We start from the raw sequence: 18,738 nt of genomic DNA on the forward strand, positions 1-18,738 counted from the left end.
ATCTGAGAAATTCAGCCCTAGCATTTTCCCTTTGGTTTTGGACAGTAGATGAGCTATTGTGATTATTATAGCTAAAGTTAGAACTAAATCCCAGCCTCGCCTAAGTAAATAGCCCGAATATCAGCAGGTAATTTATCTTCTAGCATCAGATAACCTTCCTGGAGAGAACTTGCTACTTCAGCGGGGGAAATTTGTTCTCCTTCAGCTTGCAAATATGCAGCAATTCTGGTTTCACTCCAGTGGAAAGTTTGTGCCATTAAGACGATTAATCGTGATCTTGGTGGGAGTTGATCTAATGCCCGTTCTACATAGCACCATAGCGGTGGTGATGTATCCTTGAGAGAATAATGAATAGCTTCAGTGGGTGGTAGTTTAATCTCATTAATATGGAATGCCGTGATATTAATTAACCAATTTTGTAAGGTTAAGGATTCCGTCTCTGTCGCTGCTTGGTTTAAATTCAGTCCACCTAGTTCATAATATATATTGCGCCAAATCAGAGCAAACAAATAATCAGCTCGCACAGGCGATCGCGCTGAATGCCGAATTAAGGTGTAAACTATGGGGCTATAACGGCAGAAAATCACCGTAAAATACTTGCCATAATCAGGATATTGCTGAAATAGACTCAGTAGTTCTTGATCACTGTGGTGAAATAGCGACTTCACTAATGGGTGATTAGCTTCGGGAAAGTGGGGAATTTGCACAATCTCTGGACTAGATAACTGTTAAAATATACCAGGGAATGGTGATGTGATAGCTAACAATATTTGCAAGTCAGTTAATTTGTCAATGTCAGACAACCAGACTATTGATAAACTAGAAACTAGGACTTAATGTTAGTCTTAACTGACAACTAAAAGCGTCTCCTTTATTGTGATCTTGTTTGTTCATGGTTATAGAAGCTAGTTCCCTAATGTTCCTGCTAAGTCCACTAACTTTCGGCTCGTTTTTGCCTTCCCTACCCTTGGATAGCCTGTTCTCCACCCAGGGGATTATGATTATGCTGCTGGCAGCTTACGCGGGCGCTATGTGGATGTTTTTGAGTAGCGCACCTAAAGTTTATACTGTCATGGTATCAGATTTAGAAGTTGCCCGACAGTTATATGCAGGTTTGCTAGATTTGCCAGTGGCGGAAGTCCCTTTGCACTATTATTACAACTACGAGCAAACTATCGGTGCAACAGGTATTGATCCGCTATATATGTCCGCTAGTCCCAGTTGGTCTAATAACACCATGAATAATGGTAATGACGGGCTGTGGTATCAACTCAAGAAAAATACTCAATTACATATTATCACTGGTGCAAGTTTAGGCAAAAAAGATCAGCATCGTCATGTTTGCTTTGATCATGATTGTCTAGAATTAATTTTAATGCGGGTAGAAGTCAGGGGTTTAAAGTTTAAAATTCGCAACCAAAAGCCTTTGAATTTTTTAGTTAAGGATTATGAAGGGCGCGTCATTGAAATGGCTGAAGTTGCTAATTAGTCATGGGTGTGTTGGGTTTTCCTGACGCACCCTGAATATTTTTTATCTCCCTGTTACCTACCTAAACAGTTGATAATCATCTAAACAAGATTGTTTGAACCAATCCAAATTTTTTCTATGAATAATTTTGTTGCTAACAGATTTTTCCGGATAGAGTTGGAATATTTAGCACCTATATTTTAGAGGTTGTTTGAAAAGTATTATATCAAACCCGTAATCTCCAAAAACCTAACCCCCCTACCCCCCTTCCCTGCAAGGGAATGGGGGTTTTAAAGCCTCTCCCCTTGCAGGGGAGAGGTTTGGAGAGGGGTCAGTCTATCCAAAACTTTTCAAACATCCTCTTAGGGGGTTTTACTTTTTACTGATAGCTGAAAGATTCTATATATCTATGATTACCAGTTAGAGGTATTCAAATTTAACATGAAGTAAATGCAATAATTGATACCTTAACAAATGATAAAAAATATGTCAGTAGCAACGGTGAAAATAATGGAAATAAATGCTATGACTCAGATTCCCAAATTACTCATATTTTCTGGCGATTTGGCACAAAAATAGCCCATATTTAGAGTATTCTAGAGAGAATAGTTAGATTTAACAATTTTCCGAGTAGTTTCTGAGTAATCTCTTGGGAAGATAATTGATAAATTATGACTATATTTGATTATGTAGATAACTCATCTATCACTGATAAATTCCAGAAAATTAACCGATAATTGGCAGCAAAATAAGTGATAATTTGATAGTTTTGTTAACCATGTGTTTGATCATTTCTAGAAGAACTCAGAATACTTATTAAATCAAGAATAGAGAGAAGTGATATCTTAGAAAAATAACTCAAGCTAACTCTAAAATTCGTGATTATTCTGACAAATCTGAATGCTCACAAATTTAATATTTAAGAGAGGGATGAGATTTTTTTTGAATCAACAGAATCTAAAAATCCTATTTCTATATACAGCAGAATTCAGTGGGAATTTAGCAGTGCTAAACCCATACAGAAGTAAAAGCCTTTTATTGAATTTAAGATAATGCCCTAATTCCAGTTAATTTATCAAGCTTAATTATGGAAAATATATCACAACTAGGGTCACAAGTTAGAGATAAAACAGCTTACCCAGATATTCTGGTTATTTCCCGAATATTCCGCCCAGAAGAGGCTGTAATTGGTGAATATGTCTATAATCGTTGTTTACAAGATCCAGATCGGGTAATTGTCTTAGCTGGTGGTTGTCATGGAGATAAAAAATTTGATAAATCTCAGCAATTTCCAGTTTATCGTTGGTTTCATTTTCCGGCTTGGTGTGATAACTGGTTAGGAAATATTTGTCAATCTGGTTTCAATATTATTTGCTCTTTGCTACTAGCTATTAAATTATATTTTCGCTATCATTACCGCTACATTGAATGGTGTCATGGTTATGATTTCCCAGCGGTGTTGGTACTCAGTTATATTTTACCAATTCGCTTTTTTATCTATTTACATGGTAATGATTTATCACGTACAGTTAATAACCCGTTGTGGAGATGGCTGTTAAAATTAACTCTCACACGTGCTGATGGAATTGTTTGTAATAGTTCTTATATTCGGAATTCTTTAAGAAATACTTTTCGTTTAGATACACCTACTCATGTAATTAATCCGGTAGTGAGGCCAGAAAGATTTGGTAATCCTACTAGTCTTAGTCATATTAATGTTTTACGTAACCGCATCCGTCAGACTTACAATATTTCGGAAACAGCAATTGTAATTCTTTCTGTTGGTAACTTGGTTAAATATAAAAACTTTGATCGAGTGATAGACAATATTCCCGTATTACTAACTATTGGTGTGGATGTTCATTGCATTATTTGCGGTGAAGGAAATTGTGAAACTCAGCTAAAATCTCAAGCGGAAAGGTTACGAATAGATAAACGGGTACATTTCGCTGGTTATGTACCAGAACGCAATTTAGCTGGTTATTATGCAGCCTGTGATATTTTTGCGATGTTGAATTCCGATAATTATGAAGATGCAACCACAGATAACTTTGGTGTAGTTTATTTAGAAGCTGGTTACTTTGGTAAACCTGTCATTGCTTCCCGCTTGGGTAGTGTTTTAGATGCGGTTCATCATGAAGAAAATGGCTTATTAGTAAATCAAGATTCTGGTTATGAAGTTTTGCAAACTTTCAATCGGATGTGCCAAGATTCACAGTTACGGGAAAAACTTGGCCGTCAAGGTAAGGAATTAGCGAAACGGAAAAACTATCATCGCTGGTTATATACTCCTGAGTCTTCCTATTCTTGTTTGTTGAACTAATGTCAGCACATAAAACAAAACTAACTGTGCTTCCATAGCAATAGGTAATAGTTAGGCGCGTTTTATTACATTCCTAGAACCGTCAGGCGTTCGGTGAAGCGTTCAACTTAGATGATGTCGCAGTCTGAGTCGAACCGTCGAACGCTGGCCATTCCACAAATTAATTAATTTTGAGCAATACCTTCTTCCCGTGCGGCTTGTTGGACAGCAGCAGCCACAGCAGTAGCCACCCGCTTATCAAAAACAGAAGGGATAATATGCTCTCGATTCAAATCCGCAGGTTTAACTAAAGAAGCGATCGCACTGGCAGCTTGTAAACACATATTAGTAGTAATCGTCCTAGCCCGACAATCTAAAGCCCCACGAAACACCCCAGGAAACGCCAGGACGTTATTGATTTGGTTGGGGTAGTCACTTCGACCCGTAGCCATAACAGTGACGTTTCTAGGCACTAATTCTGGCTGAATTTCGGGAATGGGATTAGCCATTGCAAACACAATTGCATCCTTCGTCATTCCCTGAACCATTTCTGGTGTTAAAACTCCCGGTGCGCTGACACCAATGAAGACATCTGCACCTTGGACTGCACCGGCTAAAGTTCCTTGGGCTTTAACAGCAAATTCCAGTTTTTCAGCGGTCAAATCAGGACGATTGGTGGAAATAATCCCCTGAGAATCACACATCAAAATGGTTTCTGCACCGGCTTTGCGGAGTAACCGAGCGATCGCAATCCCCGCCGCACCAGCACCATTAATCACAATGCGGATATCTGCAATGGATTTTTGGATAAGTTTGAGAGAATTAAATAATGCTGCTAAGGTGACAATGGCTGTCCCATGTTGGTCATCGTGAAAAATGGGGATATTTAATTCGGCTCGCAGTCTTTTTTCAATTTCAAAACAGCGCGGTGCAGCGATATCTTCTAAATTCACACCACCAAATACGGGGGCAATATTTTTAACTGCTTTGACAATCTCATCTGTATTTTGAGTATCTAAACAGATGGGAAAAGCATCCAGTCCAGCAAACTCCTTAAACAGCATGGCTTTTCCTTCCATGACTGGTAAAGCGGCTGCTGGTCCCAAATTGCCCAAACCGAGGACTGCACTGCCATCAGTGACGATCGCCACCGTGTTCTGTTTGATTGTTAGATTGTACACTTCTTCGGGATTTTCAGCGATCGCTTTACAAATCCGCCCCACTCCTGGAGTGTAAGCCATTGCTAAATCAGAAACACTTTTGAGCGGAATTCTACTGACAATACTGATTTTACCACCGCGATGTAAATTAAAGGTGCGGTCATAAACATCAATTACCTGAATATCTGGTAATTCCTTTACCGCTTGGACAATGGTTTCCGCGTGTTCCGTACTCGCGGCATCAACTGTAATATCACGGGTAGATTCTTGACGGCTTTGTTCAATTAAATCAATTTGTCCGAGATTACCACCAGTGGCAGCGATCGCTTGGGTAACAGATGCTAACATCCCCACTCGATTGGGAATCTGTAACCGCAGGGTAACACTAAAACTAGAATTAGGAGTAAGATTTGTCATGGTGCTATTTCGATTTTAAATTTTAGATTTTATATTGTATTGCTACGGGAAATTTTATTTTCACAAAAAAACCGTGGGATCCAAATTAATTAGATTTTAAGAATTATCGAACGCTGATAAACGCCGATAAACGCCGATAAATATGGATGAAATAAGTACCAAGACGGTTATGGTGTTGGTGATAAGTTACCGAAAAAGTCATAATGATCTAAAGCTTCTAAAATCCCCCAAGCATAATTTCCCCCAGCAAAGTAAATTTGTGGCAAACCTCGCAGCTTCTCAATTTCTTGGCTGTGATTTCCCACCACAACTGCCAGAGTATTACCAGCTAACATTGATTCATCATTACCTGAAGCCCCAGCAACCAAGAAACGGTGAACAGGTAAACCCCATTTTAAAGCAGCATAACGGATAGCATCTCCTTTAGAAGCGCGAATAGGCACTAAATCTAGATACATATTATGGCTATAAAATCCTTTGACATGGAGGCGATGTTGGCGCAGACGGCGGGTAATTTCTCGAAAACTAGGTGATTTCGTCTCATCCACAAAATAGCTAATCTTAAACTTACCCTGAGCATCAGGAGGTTGCAATTCCACCCCAGGTATATCCTGCATGACTTTGCGAATTTCTGACCGTCGCCAATTATAGGCAATGTGCCTTTGCCAACTTGTATCTGTGACTATCTGGGGACCGTAGTAGATCTCACTTCCCGCTGATGTAATCAACAAATCTGGCAGAGGGAAACGCCATTCCTCTAACATACTTAATGTACTTTTGAGACTGCGCCCGGTGGCAATACTCACTCCAGTTGTATTCCCTTGATCACGAATTCTCTGAATTAACTTTTCTAAAGCTTCCTCATCACCTAATAGAGTATGATCAATTTCGCAAACTAGAAACCGATCAGCCGTTGGTAAATGATTGGTATCTGGTACATTCCAATCTGGATGTTCATCTGCGGGAGATTTAACCAGAGGACTCAACAGAGATTGAATGCGTTTTTGGGGCAATAATTGACGGACTTGCTCTAAATACTGCTCTACGTGACTATCCCAAGAGAAATGTTGACAAACATTAATCATGCCATTTTTAGACCATTGTTGCCATTGTTCTGGATTGGTGAGAGATGCTTGCAAAGCATTTTGGATATCTTGAATATTCAAAGGATCAATCAATAATCCATTCTGACAAGCAGCGAGAATATCCCTTGGACCACCATCAGCCGTAGCAATGATCGGCACACCACAGGCACTAGCCTCAATTAATGTCAGTCCAAATGGCTCTGTCAGGGCTGGGTTGATAAATACTCCTTGGGTTTTTGCCGTGAGCCGGTATAAATCTGGCACATCATCAGCATTATGATGTTTAGGATAAGCAATATGACCATAAAGATCGTAGCGATCTATTAACTGTAATATCTCCACAAATACCTGACGCGGACCCGATTCCATCGCCAAAATATCCTCTCGTTTGCCTAGTATTAGTACCAGATTGGCTAATTGGCGCAATTCGGGATCTTCCCCATAAGCCTTAATGAGACTACTGACATTTTTCCGGATAGCCGGGCGAGAAATCGCCATAATTATCGGCTTTTGCAGGTCTTTGAGAAACTTTTCTAATTCCTTTTGAATAGGTGGATTTTGCCAATTATCCGGGGCTGGGTAAAAACGCTCTAAGGTGACACCTGGGGGGATAACTACCATGCGTTCTGGTTGATAGTGATCGTAAACGCTGTATTGTTCTTCAACCTCTTGATGAGTGCTGGCTATAACTAAAGCTGCACTACCAAGGGTAATTTCTTCAGCTTCAATTCTGGTACTGATGTGAAAATTATCTTCAATAGTTTTCTGTTTAGTACCATGTTCTAATAATCTTTGTTGCTTGATGCGTCCCAGAGAGTGACCTGTATGGACTAGAGGTATTCCTAGCCAACCAGCAACTCTAGAACCCACGTATCCGGCATCAGCATAATGTGTATGAATAATATGGGGAATTTTGCCAACTTTGCGAATATGTCTGAGCAATTCATCTGCAAAGGTATCTAAATGTGGCCAGAGAACTTCTTTGCGGAGGTAGCGTTTGGGACCACAGGCAATACGAACAATTTGGACTTTATCTGCGAGAATTTCTACTGGTTGAGCATAATCAGGGCTAACTTTTGGGTCATTTACCAACCGCGTTACTAAGTCAACTCTTGCTACTTGGGGATTTTTAGCTAATGTGCAAGCAAGTTCAACTGCGTATTTGGTTTGCCCACCAGTATCAGCATCTTTGCCTAACTCTAGATTATTACCGCGAATTAAACCATGAACGCTGACGAGTAAAATATACAACCCTGAGTTGTTTGACACAGTGCTGATTCCTCCATTATTAGCAATAAATCCAACATTTTTGCCTGATTTATTATAGTTATATCACCACTAATGCACTAAAGGTTACAGGTTTTTCCGTCAGCGTCAAGATCAGGATCATGAACAAGTCAATTCTTGATATCGGTTCGGGAATGTTACGCAGCACCATTAAATACAAAGTTGAGCAAATTGGTGGTGTGGTTGTGAAATTTCCGACTCAGTAGGGGTAGTGCCCCTGTGCCTACCCCAGTATTTGGGGCAACCACAGGGGGTTGTCCCCCTACAAAATTGATTGGTTTAGGGATTTTTTAATCCCCAATCAATTAAAATCTTATGTGTAGCCACAAATAAATTACCAATTGTCCTGTCCCATATTGAGAAATGTGTTACCAAACAATGTGTTGGCAATTTCTGGAGTTTGAGCTAAATTTCCCCTAAAAAAATGAATGAATGTACATCAATTAGCAGCGCAGTAGTGAAAGCAAAAGCCAAAGAGTTGGGATTTCACGAAGTGGGTATTGCTGCTGTCGGTAATTTAGAGAGAACAGAGACAGAAAAATTGCAAGCTTGGCTAAAAATGGGTTATCACGCTGACATGGAATGGATGAAAAATCCCAAACGTGAGGATATTAGTTTAGTTATGCCAGAAGTGCGATCGCTCATATCTGTAGCATTGAATTATTATACTCCCCAGGAACGGCCGCAGGGGGATGAATACGGGAAAATTTCCCGTTATGCCTGGGGACGGGATTATCATCGAGTGATGCACAAAAAGCTGAAGGAATTGGCTATTTGGCTAGAATCCCTGGGCGAAAATGTCAAAGCCCGTTATTATGCAGATACAGGGCCAGTCCAAGATAAAGTTTGGGCGCAAAAAGCCGGCATTGGTTGGATTGCTAAAAATGGGAACGTTATTACCAGGAAATATGGATCTTGGGTGTTTTTGGCAGAAATATTAACCAATTTGGCACTAGAATGCGATCGCCCATCTACCCAACATTGTGGAACTTGTACTCGTTGTTTGCAAGCTTGTCCTACAGGTGCAATTACTGAACCATTTGTAGTAGATGCTAATCGCTGTATTGCCTATCATACAATTGAAAACCGGGCAGAGGAATTACCCACAAACATTACACCTCATTTACAAGGATGGGTAGCAGGTTGTGATATTTGTCAAGATGTTTGTCCTTGGAATCAGCGATTTGCTCAAGCCACTGATGTCACTGATTTTCAACCCTATCCTGGAAATTTAGCCCCCAAGCTGGTAGAATTAGCCCAAATATCAAACGAGGAGTGGGATAAAAGATTCACCGCATCAGCCTTGCGACGCATTAAACCGGAAATGTTACGACGTAATGCTCGCGCTAATCTTGACAAATCCAGGCATAATAATGACCCAGAAAGTAATAATTTTTGATTTTGATGGGACGATTGCGGATACAGTAGATGCTCTTGTAACTATTGCCAATCGTTTAGCCCTGGAATTTGGATATGTGCCGATTAATTCGCAAGAACTAGTTCTCCTCAGAAATTTAACAGCCAGAGAAATTATTAAATATTCTGGTGTTTCCCTATTCAAAATTCCTTTTATGGTTAAAAAAGTCAAAGGAGAATTAAAACATAAAATCCCAGAATTAACACCTATTGAGGGAATTAATGCCGCATTAATAGAACTCCATAATCAAGGTTATCACCTGGGAATCATTACTTCTAACTCTCAAGAAAATGTCAATCAATTTCTCAAGTTCCATAATTTAGATTATTTGTTTGACTTTATTTATTCAGGAGTCACTATTTTTGGTAAAACCACAATTATTAATAATGTGTTACGGCAAAAACAGTTCAAACCAGAAGTAGTAATTTATGTAGGAGATGAAACTAGAGATGTAGAATCTGCCAAAAAAGCTAATATCAAAGTGGTTGCAGTCAGTTGGGGGTTTAATTCTTCCGAAGCCCTAGGTAAACAAAACCCAGATTTCTTAATTCATCATCCTCGTGAATTACTAGATGTAATTAAAAGCTGTTAAGAGGAATGGGCGACTAGAAGTCGCAGCTACACAGACAAAACCTACCTGCGTAGGTTGGAGATATTTAATTTTGATTAGTCCACGCAGGTGGACTTTGCTTGTGTAGTAGCAAATTCCCTTCGCCCAATATCTATTCCTCTAATTCAATCTCTTCTTCCTCTTCAACGTCATGAGGTTGAACTACAGAATTAGCGGAAACTACAGCCCCCTTATCGAGTTTTTCCAGAACTTGTTCCTTAACTTTGGCCGCAAATTCGGGTTTTTCTTCTAAATATTTAATCGCGTTATCTCGACCTTGGGAAATATTTTCACCACTGTAGCTATACCAAGCACCTTTACGAAGAAGAACACCAGTTTCTTCGGCTATATCCACTAAACAACCAATGGTAGAAACTCCTTTGCCAAAGATAATGTCAAATTCGGCAATTCTAAAAGGTGGTGCCACTTTATTTTTCGCTACTTTGACTTTGACCCGGTTGCCAAATTCATCAGTTCCTTTTTTCAAAGTTTGAATTCTGCGAATATCCAAGCGCACGGAAGCGTAAAATTTCAGCGCATTACCACCCGTTGTAGTTTCTGGACTACCATAGGTGACACCGATTTTTTGCCGCAACTGGTTAATAAAAATAACTGTGCATCCAGATTTACCAATATTACCAGTAATTTTCCGTAGGGCTTGACTCATTAACCGAGCTTGTAAACCTACGTGAATATCCCCCATATCCCCTTCAATTTCAGCGCGGGGAACTAAAGCGGCAACGGAGTCAATAACAACAATATCAACAGCCGCAGAACGCACAAGTTGGTCAACTATTTCTAATGCTGATTCGCCATTGTCTGGTTGGGAAACAAGTAAGTTGTCAATATCTACACCCAACGCAGCGGCATAGGTAGGATCTAGGGCGTGTTCAGCATCTACAAATGCGGCAATACCGCCATTTCGCTGCACTTCTGCGAGGGCATGAAGGGCGACGGTAGTTTTCCCAGAACTTTCTGGTCCGTAGATTTCGATTACCCGTCCTTTAGGTAAACCACCACCTAAAGCTAAATCTAGGGTGAGCGCCCCGGTGGATATTGTTTCTACCTTCATGCGGGTGGCATCACCCAGGCGCATAATTGCTCCTTTCCCGAAGCTGCGCTCAATTTGTCCCAGGACGATATTTAACGCTTTTTGCTTGCCAGAAGTCTCGGTATTAGCTGCCATTCTTGCCTCTAAGTATAGGATTTTTCAAAATTACTGGGACGGGAGTTTTAATAGAACGGATATACTATCCTAACCGGAAAGTGTGCCAATTAGGAATATTTACAAAATTTAGGTTTGCCAAGCTCCTAAGGCGATCGCTGAAAGATTATAGCATTTTAGATTGAGAATTGCGAAAGACTGACTAACCCTCTTCTGTCACTCTCCGAATTAAACAAGTAGTAAATGAACTAAATTATCCAGAAGAATAAAAGGGAAGAAATCCATTCATTGCATCAATAAGCTGATTAAATCCAAGCAGTAAAGGTTCTTATACTCTGCACAATATTCATCTATAACTCTCACTGTTGGCTGGGCATCTCTTGCCAAATGCTTTAAGATTTGTAATTCTACATCCATTGCTCCACCTGCCTTGTAGAGTTTTATTTGCTGATCCTTTTATTCATTATACTCGGAGAGTGACAGAAAAGGGTTATTAACCAATGGAGTATTTAAGTTATCACAAATCAATCTGTCATTATTCACCTTCCTGATTTAGCTGTAAATTTTGTCCAGAAACAATGATAAAACCCACAGAATCTAAGCGAATATGTGGTTGTCTAATTCCGGCAATAATTTCTTGGTTTAATGCTGTTTCTTGCAAAAGTTCTTGCTGTAATAGTGGATCATTAATTTGCTGTTCTTGATTAAATCTATTAATCCTTAAACGAAGTTGTTCTAATCTTTTACCAAGCTTTTCTTCGGCACGTTTAGCACTTTTTTCGCACAATTCTTGAAAATCTGGACGTTGAGATAAGAGATTTAAACTGGAATTACTAGCACGACAACAAAAATCAGCCCATTGACTAGATTCAACAAAATCATCAAGAATAGATAGGCGATTTTTAGCTAAGTTGTAATCTCGATAGGGACTACCTTTAGCTTGATAAGGAGTTTGTAATATTTCCAGTAGTTCTACGTCTTCGACAATGCTCATAGGTTCATGACGAGCATCAATAAATATGGTTTCTAAACTGGGTGCAAATAGTCCGTCTGCTAATCTTTGGATGGTTTTTAATTGAGCGGGGTTTTTAACACATTTGGCTAAGTTGGTTTCGATGACATAGTTGAATTGAAAACCAAACCATTCCCTCCCTGGACTAGCATCCCAAGATGGTGCAAATCTCCACATTGCAAAGCATTGTCCTCGATCATCCCAATGAATATAAGATGATAGGGAGTCAATAAATCTTTCACCAATTCGATAAAGATTAACTTGGGTACTTCTGTTAGCAACTCTGCGGTTGAAAGTGCCGATATTATTTGTACAAGCTGCGAAATGAGTTTTTAGTTCATCTAATGATATCAAGGTATTTTTATCAGGATAATAGCTAATTACTCCTTCTTTATTCACATCTAAACTCCGCCGAAAGTTGATGGTTTGGCAAATCCAAGCTTCAGTTGCTTGCTGCATTCGTTGATGACAAGCATCATCATCATCTAATGTTTGAAAATATTCTGTTGCATTATCATCAAGGGCATCAATTTCATCAATTGCATATTGTTCATTAATCTTCAATAGTTCTCCTTGGATTTGTTCCTGGAGTGGCTCAACCATTGCTAATATTCCCGCAGCACTCAATTCAAACAAGGTTGTTTCTAATTCTGGCAGTTTTTTATCTATATAAAACTGCAAACTCGCAATTGATTGCTGAAAGATATTAAAACCATTTTTTAATAGTTGAAACCAAGCATTATGAGGACTATCTTCTGAATAAATACCCAGAAATACACAAGATTGGAAATTGATTTTACTCCCAATGCGATCAAGTCTGCCGATTCTTTGTTCTAAACGGTTAGTTGATAAGGGAATATCAAAGTGAATTAACCAGTCTGCAAACTGGAGATTATGTCCTTCTTCCCCAGAGCGATCGCATACAAGAATAAAGCAATTTGGGTTATTCTGGAAATCAGTTAAATTCTTCTCTAGCTTTGCTCTTGATTCCCCAATTTGATGACTAACTACTGCTGTTTCTCCAAAGGTCTGAATTAAATAGCGGACAATTTCTGTGCAGGTTTGTCCAAAACTTGTAAAGATAACAAATTTAGGGAGAATATCATCAGAAACAGGCCTACGAATTCTCTGCTGTATTTTTGTGAGTAGATCTTGCTTATTTCGACGCACAGATGGCGGTAGTTTGAAATAAATACCCAACTGATTTAACAGCATTGTTTGTAAATGATCGATCCTTTCTCCTTCTTCTGCACGTTGTTGAATCGTTTTCAGTAAGGATGTTAAAATCTCCTCTTCACCTGCAAACTTTTGTGTTTGCATCAAGATATTGATATCTTTTTCTCCAAACTCCTGCACAAGTTTTTGTAACTGGTTCTTATTACCTTGACGTGCTGTAATTACCTGTTCTAAGATTCCTAACCAAGTCCCAGATGCTAGGAAAAATAGTAGATAAATCCGCTGATATTCCTGTTGATGAGGTGCAAGAGAACGCCATTGATCAAGAAGTTCGTGAATATCAATTGCTCGCTCGTCTAAATCATATTCTTCTTGAGGAACAATATTTCTGTCAAAAATAACATCTTCTACCGAAGCCCGACGGTTACGTAACATTCGCCGATGTAAACGATAGGTTTCGCTGATATGGATGCGAATAGACTGAATAATTGCATCTGTTTCCGTGGCTTTTGTTTGTAAACAATTTTCCAAATCATTCGCCAAACTTAATAAATATTTATCTTCTGCAAATAGGCTACGCAGCAGCTTAATATTAGATTTGATCACAAAAGGATTTACACCTTCTTTAAAAGAGAAAAGAAGTTTACCAATCTGTTGACGATTTTCCACTCTGGCGCGAAACCCAACTAAATCATTGAGGTGATAGGTGTCAGGATCAAGTAGATGTAACATTGCCAAAAAATCTCTCTCATTACTGAGTACAGGAGTTGCAGATAATAAAAGTAAGCGATCGCTTTTATGGGCAATATGTTTACAAAGTTCAAATATTTGACGTTCTCCAGAATTTTGAGAATTTGCCAAAGCTGCAATATGATGAGCTTCATCTATAATCACAAAATCAACTTTTACTCTGGGATTAATTTTCTGAAGTTCATCAATAGTAATGATGGCTACTCGCTTAGGAAAATGGGAAAGATAAAATTTTTGTTCTAATTCTTGTCGCCATTGCGCCACTAAATATTGGGGAACTATAATTACTGCCCGCCCTTTTGGTTCATCTAACAGGTATTGGCGCAGAATTACACCAGCTTCAATGGTTTTTCCCAGTCCCACCTCATCTGCTAACAAATAGCGTTGTATAGGGTCTTCTAGCACCCGCCGCACAACTTCAACTTGATGAGGATAAAGCTGAATATTTGCAGATATTAGTCCTGTCATTCCGCGACAAACAGCACGTTGGGAAATCAGGGCTTGCACAAAGGTCAATCGTCTATCATAAAAGTAGGGTGTTTCATGAGCTTTGATGGACAAAGTTTCCATGGGGTTTGCTTGAGGAATATTGCAGCGCACATAAATTTCCTCTTCGCTGACAAAAATCACTTTTTTATCAGGTAAGTGAACTTCATATTCTTCAATTTCTTCATCCCAAGCCCAGACTCTACCTATTATCCAGACAGCTTGGCTTTCTAGCCAGATATAGCATCGAGTTTGACGTTGTAGCTTGGTTTGAGATAGGGCATTTAATAGGAAAGTTTCGGATATGCGTTGACTAACAGAACAGAAATACTCAACTGTTGCTTTTGTATCAGATATATCAATTACCTTTGCTACTCCTAAATTATTTGTCTGAGAATGCACCAATGAACCAAGCTGTATCATATTCATAGTCAACTATTTGCTGTAATTATTGTTGTATTATGTTGCTGAAAAAACAATTGTGCAAAATCACACTGCATTAGTGATTATTGCATAAAAAACTTGCTGTTACAAAAGATATCGAATAACCATAGGTTGGTTTTTATTAATTATTAATAGTTAATATGAAATAAAATGATGTGTGATAGTAAATTTGAATTGAGGAAATTTTCAACATGGCTTTTACATATTACTACACTGTCCGATTTCAAGATACTGATGCGGCTGGAGTCGTTTATTTCGCCAATATTTTCAGAATTTGTCATGAAGCTTATGAGGTTTCATTAGCAGCTTCTGGTATTAATCTTAAATCATTTTTTACTAATCCATCTGTAGGTTTTCCTATTGTTCATGCTAATGTAGATTTTTTTCGTCCTATGTATTGTGGTGACAATTTAGTGATTAGTTTGTTACCGGAAAAAATAGGTTCGGATAAGTTTGAAATTACCTATGAAATGACAGGAGATGAAGTAATGGTTGCTAAGGCAATTACTAGGCACGTTTGTATTGATGCCAGTAGTAAAATTAAGCAGGAATTACCAAATTATATGAATAATTGGTTAGAAACGAACCACAGAGACGCAGAGGGCGCAGAGAGAAGAAGGTCGAGGGAGGAGGTTATGTGATTTCAGGATATAGAGGATATAGATCCCCGACTTCTTAAAGAAGTCGGGGATCTGATTAGAAAATCTTCGGCGATTTGTTGGAGTTGTTGACGGTTGATTTTACCTTGGGCGTTACGGGGTAGGTTTGGTAGGGAAATCCAATGTTTGGGAATTTTGAATTTACTCAGTTGATTTTTTATTTGGGTTTGAATTTCTAGGTAAGAAATATTTTGATCTTTGGGAATATAAATGGCTGTTAATGCTTGTCCCCAATATTTATCAGCTATACCAATTACACAAACATCAATTACCATTTGAGTTCTTCTAATCGCTGATTCAATTTCTGTTGGGTAAACATTTTCCCCACCTGTAATGATTTTGTCGCTATTCCTGCCAATAATATGTAAGTAGCCTTGATGATCTAAAAAACCAAGATCATCAACTATAAAGTTATTTCTATTTTCCCAGATTTGGGGATAATAACCTAATGCTAAAGATTGACTTTGAATATTTATATTTCCCGGTGGATTGTCAATGATAATTTTAACATGGGGTAGGACTTTTCCACTATTAAATTTACCTTGTAAAAATTCATCCGGTTTGAGAGTTGCTATTTGAGAAGCGGTTTCTGTCATTCCATAGGTAGGTGCTAATCTAATTTGATGATATCTCGCTTTTTCTAATAGTTCATCCCACGGTGGCGCACCTCCTAACAGAACTGTAGAAAATTTTGATAGCCATTGGGTTAATTCGGGATTTTGGAGAAGTTTTTGTAATTGGGTGGGAACTAAAGATATAAAGAAATCGGCTGGGTTAATATTGGGTATTTGAGAAGTTTCTAATTTTTTAGATGAGGTAATTACTAATTTACCTCCTGTTGTGAAGGAACGCATAAATTGCATTAATCCACTCACATGATACAATGGCAATATACAAAATGAATTAACTACATTTATGGAAAAATATTCTGTAAATCCTTGCACTGAAGTAGTTAATGTTTCCCATGTATGAATAGCAAATTTTATCTTTCCTGATGAACCACCCGTAGGAATCATGATAGTATTAGTAATTGGTAATTCATAATTGATAATTGGTGATTTTGAAAAGTGATAATCTATTCCTAAAACTATATCTGGTTGCACTAAATTAAAGACTTGTTCCCATTCAGCTTGACTCCAATCTGGGTTACAGAGAAAAACCGGACATTTAGCCGCACAAGCTGCAATAAAACTGGCTAAAAATCTCACTGGTGATCTTTCTGCAATAATAATTTTTGGGGTTGATAACTGAGTTAATTTTAAATATAATTCTGTGGCTATTTGTGGTAATTCTTGACTATGATCACAAATTAGCCAATCATAATTTTGTATATTATCTAAAAGGTTTTCCATAGACTTTCTAGCCAGTTTGATTCTTGTAGTTGAAAAAAGTGGTTAATTCCAAAACCAACAGCGCGGTTATTACCAGATAATTCTGCTGCTAATTGTAATGCAGCTTGTCTCCCAATTTCGGTTTCAAATACCGATGAAAATACAACATCAATTTGATGTTTTTTCCAAAACTCCCTTAACCGAAATGGTGAACCGACTATTCCCGGTTTAATCACAAAAATTCCCCGCCAACCTTGTTGAAAACATAATTCTAATTGGTGAAGATTGGCGATAGATTCATCTAAAGCTATTGGTGTAAAATATGAATTACTTAATTCTTGCATTTCTGTAAATTTATCTACAGGTAAAGGTTGTTCGATAAATTCAATTTTCGGTAAGAATTGATCACATTTTTGTAACCATAATTCAGCTTCTTGATAAGTAAGTCCCCCATTAGCATCTAAACGTAATTTTGCTGATATTGGTAAACTAGAAATTAGTAAATCAAATATTTCTAATTCTTGATTTATATCATCAACAGCAATTTTCCATTTAAATGTTTTATATCCTTGTTCCCATAAATTACCCCATTGATTTAAAGCTAATTTTCCCGCTGATAATAAGCCGCTGTAGGTGAGATTAAAATTAGTAGCTTTTTCCATAACCAAAGCAGATTCAAAAGCAAATTGACAGGCTGGTAAATTATCTGGAATCGCTAAAATTATCTCTTGAGTAATTGCTTTTGGAAGTTGATAACAAAAATCTAAAGCTTGTTTGATAGTTTCTGAACCAAACCAAGAAATGGGAGAAATCTCCCCCCAACTAACATTATTTTTTGCATCAATCAAGCGAATAATGATACATTCGCGGGTTTCCCAAACCCCATGATTAGTAATAATGGGATTTGTGAATTTTTGACTAAAGTAACGGAAGGAAAATTGATAAACCATGAAGGACTTCCAAATAAAAAACATTCAAACTCTCATTCCTCTGTGTCCTCTGTGCCTCTGTGGTTCGTTTATTCTTAATGTAACTTAACCAAACATAAATCCTAAACCCAAAAATAAGCAACTCACAAACTGAACTCTGATAGCGATGAATTTAGAATTACTTACTTTGTCTGGTTGGTTGTGATTTTCTAAAACATGACGACATAATTTCACCGCAAAAGGTAAACTCAGAAAACTAAGTAATGTCCAAATTGGGAAAATATTCAAAATCACAAATAACAAAATTAGAGGATAAATACTCGCAGTAAAACCCACTAAAACCTTTGCACCAGTGTGAGTTCCTAGACGCACAATAGGAGATTTCTTTCCTGCGGCTATGTCATCTACAACTTGATGAAAATGGGAACAAAATAACACTAAACTGGTAACAATGCCCAAAATTACCGAAGCTGCTAAATTGGTCATAGACCAGGTTTGAGTTTGACTATAATAAGCCGCACTCATACCCAAAGGACCAAAGGCAAAAAAGCAGAGAATTTCCCCTAAACCTTGGTATCCTAGACGGAAAGGGGGACCTTGGTACATATAGCCCAAACAGCAGCATAAGAGGATTATAGCAATAACTGTGGGGTCTTTTTGCAAAATAGCGATCGCTATTATTCCCAACAAACCCAAACCTAAACACAGGTTTCCTATCCAAAACATTAAGGTTTTGTTACCAGTTAAATTCACCAATGAATGATGTTTATTCTGATCAATTCCTGTTTCGGCATCAAAGACATCATTACTAATATTTTCCCAAGCTAAAATCAAAATTGCCGCAGCAATAAACAAGGAGAATATTATGGAATTAAAAATCTTTATTTCCCTAAATGCTACCGCCGAACCTACCCAAATTGGCATAATAGCAACACTGTACATTGGCGGTTTAATAGCCGCCATCCATAGTTTAGCTTGAGGTGGTGAAATCTGAGTTGAAGTCATCAGTTGTGATTAATTAAATTACCAGAACTTTGGTT

Annotated in this window: 13 protein-coding genes; 5 read left to right on the forward strand and 8 right to left on the reverse strand. The window is 38.1% G+C overall.

All coding sequences use genetic code 11. The features are described 5' to 3' along the window. Nucleotides 1–83: 83 nt before the first annotated feature. On the reverse strand, nt 84–707 hold the full coding sequence (locus ANA_RS14120) for a sigma factor-like helix-turn-helix DNA-binding protein (RefSeq protein WP_015080735.1): 624 nt from the start codon (nt 705–707) through the stop codon (nt 84–86). Nucleotides 708–892: 185 nt separating this feature from the next. Here ANA_RS14120 and ANA_RS14125 point away from each other — a divergent pair, with 185 nt between their 5' ends. After that, nucleotides 893–1,489, forward strand: coding sequence for a hypothetical protein (locus tag ANA_RS14125; protein ID WP_015080736.1), 597 nt, complete (start codon nt 893–895; stop codon nt 1,487–1,489). Nucleotides 1,490–2,555: 1,066 nt separating this feature from the next. Next, nucleotides 2,556–3,791 carry a glycosyltransferase family 4 protein gene (locus ANA_RS14130; RefSeq protein ID WP_015080737.1) on the forward strand — a complete coding sequence of 412 codons (1,236 nt, stop codon included), beginning with the start codon at nt 2,556–2,558 and terminating at the stop codon, nt 3,789–3,791. Between the two features lie 164 nt (nt 3,792–3,955). Here ANA_RS14130 and ANA_RS14135 read toward each other — a convergent pair whose 3' ends face one another. Together ANA_RS14135 and ANA_RS14140 are read right to left on the reverse strand one after the other, a co-directional pair. Continuing rightward, nucleotides 3,956–5,347: a malic enzyme-like NAD(P)-binding protein gene (locus ANA_RS14135; RefSeq protein ID WP_015080738.1), complete on the reverse strand. Its 1,392-nt coding sequence runs from the start codon at nt 5,345–5,347 to the stop codon at nt 3,956–3,958. A 167-nt stretch (nt 5,348–5,514) separates the two neighbouring features. Continuing rightward, nucleotides 5,515–7,701 carry an HAD-IIB family hydrolase gene (locus ANA_RS14140; protein WP_015080739.1) on the reverse strand — a complete coding sequence of 729 codons (2,187 nt, stop codon included), beginning with the start codon at nt 7,699–7,701 and terminating at the stop codon, nt 5,515–5,517. A gap of 442 nt (nt 7,702–8,143) precedes the next feature. Between ANA_RS14140 and queG the strand changes: the two genes are divergently transcribed. Further along, nucleotides 8,144–9,118, forward strand: a complete 975-nt coding sequence (gene queG, locus ANA_RS14145; protein ID WP_015080740.1) for a tRNA epoxyqueuosine(34) reductase QueG — start codon at nt 8,144–8,146, stop codon at nt 9,116–9,118. After that, on the forward strand, nt 9,093–9,728 hold the full coding sequence (locus tag ANA_RS14150; protein WP_041458072.1) for an HAD-IA family hydrolase: 636 nt from the start codon (nt 9,093–9,095) through the stop codon (nt 9,726–9,728). Before queG ends, ANA_RS14150 begins: the two co-directional genes overlap by 26 nt. A 130-nt stretch (nt 9,729–9,858) precedes the next feature. On the opposite strand, the gene recA is transcribed toward ANA_RS14150, so the two are convergent. Beyond that, nucleotides 9,859–10,932 carry a recombinase RecA gene (recA, locus tag ANA_RS14155; RefSeq protein WP_015080742.1) on the reverse strand — a complete coding sequence of 358 codons (1,074 nt, stop codon included), beginning with the start codon at nt 10,930–10,932 and terminating at the stop codon, nt 9,859–9,861. A 514-nt stretch (nt 10,933–11,446) separates the two neighbouring features. Then, entirely contained in the window at nt 11,447–14,764 is a 3,318-nt protein-coding gene (gene dpdE, locus ANA_RS14160) for a protein DpdE (RefSeq protein ID WP_015080743.1), read from the reverse strand. A gap of 206 nt (nt 14,765–14,970) precedes the next feature. Here dpdE and ANA_RS14165 point away from each other — a divergent pair, with 206 nt between their 5' ends. Continuing rightward, on the forward strand, nt 14,971–15,420 hold the full coding sequence (locus ANA_RS14165; protein WP_015080744.1) for an acyl-CoA thioesterase: 450 nt from the start codon (nt 14,971–14,973) through the stop codon (nt 15,418–15,420). Nucleotides 15,421–15,422: 2 nt separating this feature from the next. Here ANA_RS14165 and ANA_RS14170 read toward each other — a convergent pair whose 3' ends face one another. The 3 genes from ANA_RS14170 to menA all read right to left on the reverse strand — a co-directional run bounded on the left by ANA_RS14170 (nt 15,423) and on the right by menA (nt 18,703). After that, nucleotides 15,423–16,790, reverse strand: coding sequence for a 2-succinylbenzoate--CoA ligase (locus tag ANA_RS14170; RefSeq protein ID WP_015080745.1), 1,368 nt, complete (start codon nt 16,788–16,790; stop codon nt 15,423–15,425). Beyond that, nucleotides 16,775–17,719 carry an o-succinylbenzoate synthase gene (locus ANA_RS14175; RefSeq protein WP_041458073.1) on the reverse strand — a complete coding sequence of 315 codons (945 nt, stop codon included), beginning with the start codon at nt 17,717–17,719 and terminating at the stop codon, nt 16,775–16,777. Before ANA_RS14175 ends, ANA_RS14170 begins: the two co-directional genes overlap by 16 nt. Nucleotides 17,720–17,803: 84 nt before the next feature. Continuing rightward, the gene (gene menA, locus ANA_RS14180; RefSeq protein WP_015080747.1) at nt 17,804–18,703 is read right to left on the reverse strand and encodes a 2-carboxy-1,4-naphthoquinone phytyltransferase; all 900 of its coding nucleotides are present in this window, start codon (nt 18,701–18,703) and stop codon (nt 17,804–17,806) included. Nucleotides 18,704–18,738 lie beyond the last annotated feature (35 nt).

The organism is Anabaena sp. 90 (genome assembly GCF_000312705.1).
GTDB lineage: Bacteria > Cyanobacteriota > Cyanobacteriia > Cyanobacteriales > Nostocaceae > Dolichospermum > Dolichospermum lemmermannii.

What these genes read in the sequence shown, in the direction of transcription:
- ANA_RS14125 (WP_015080736.1), top strand. Translation starts at nt 893, where the DNA reads ATGGTTATAGAAGCTAGTTCCCTAATGTTCCTGCTAAGTCCACTAACT.
- ANA_RS14130 (WP_015080737.1), top strand. Translation starts at nt 2,556, where the DNA reads ATGGAAAATATATCACAACTAGGGTCACAAGTTAGAGATAAAACAGCT.
- ANA_RS14135 (WP_015080738.1), bottom strand. Translation starts at nt 5,347, where the DNA reads ATGACAAATCTTACTCCTAATTCTAGTTTTAGTGTTACCCTGCGGTTA.
- queG (WP_015080740.1), top strand. Translation starts at nt 8,144, where the DNA reads ATGAATGAATGTACATCAATTAGCAGCGCAGTAGTGAAAGCAAAAGCC.
- ANA_RS14150 (WP_041458072.1), top strand. Translation starts at nt 9,093, where the DNA reads ATGACCCAGAAAGTAATAATTTTTGATTTTGATGGGACGATTGCGGAT.
- recA (WP_015080742.1), bottom strand. Translation starts at nt 10,932, where the DNA reads ATGGCAGCTAATACCGAGACTTCTGGCAAGCAAAAAGCGTTAAATATC.
- dpdE (WP_015080743.1), bottom strand. Translation starts at nt 14,764, where the DNA reads ATGAATATGATACAGCTTGGTTCATTGGTGCATTCTCAGACAAATAAT.
- ANA_RS14165 (WP_015080744.1), top strand. Translation starts at nt 14,971, where the DNA reads ATGGCTTTTACATATTACTACACTGTCCGATTTCAAGATACTGATGCG.
- ANA_RS14170 (WP_015080745.1), bottom strand. Translation starts at nt 16,790, where the DNA reads ATGGAAAACCTTTTAGATAATATACAAAATTATGATTGGCTAATTTGT.
- ANA_RS14175 (WP_041458073.1), bottom strand. Translation starts at nt 17,719, where the DNA reads ATGGTTTATCAATTTTCCTTCCGTTACTTTAGTCAAAAATTCACAAAT.
- menA (WP_015080747.1), bottom strand. Translation starts at nt 18,703, where the DNA reads ATGACTTCAACTCAGATTTCACCACCTCAAGCTAAACTATGGATGGCG.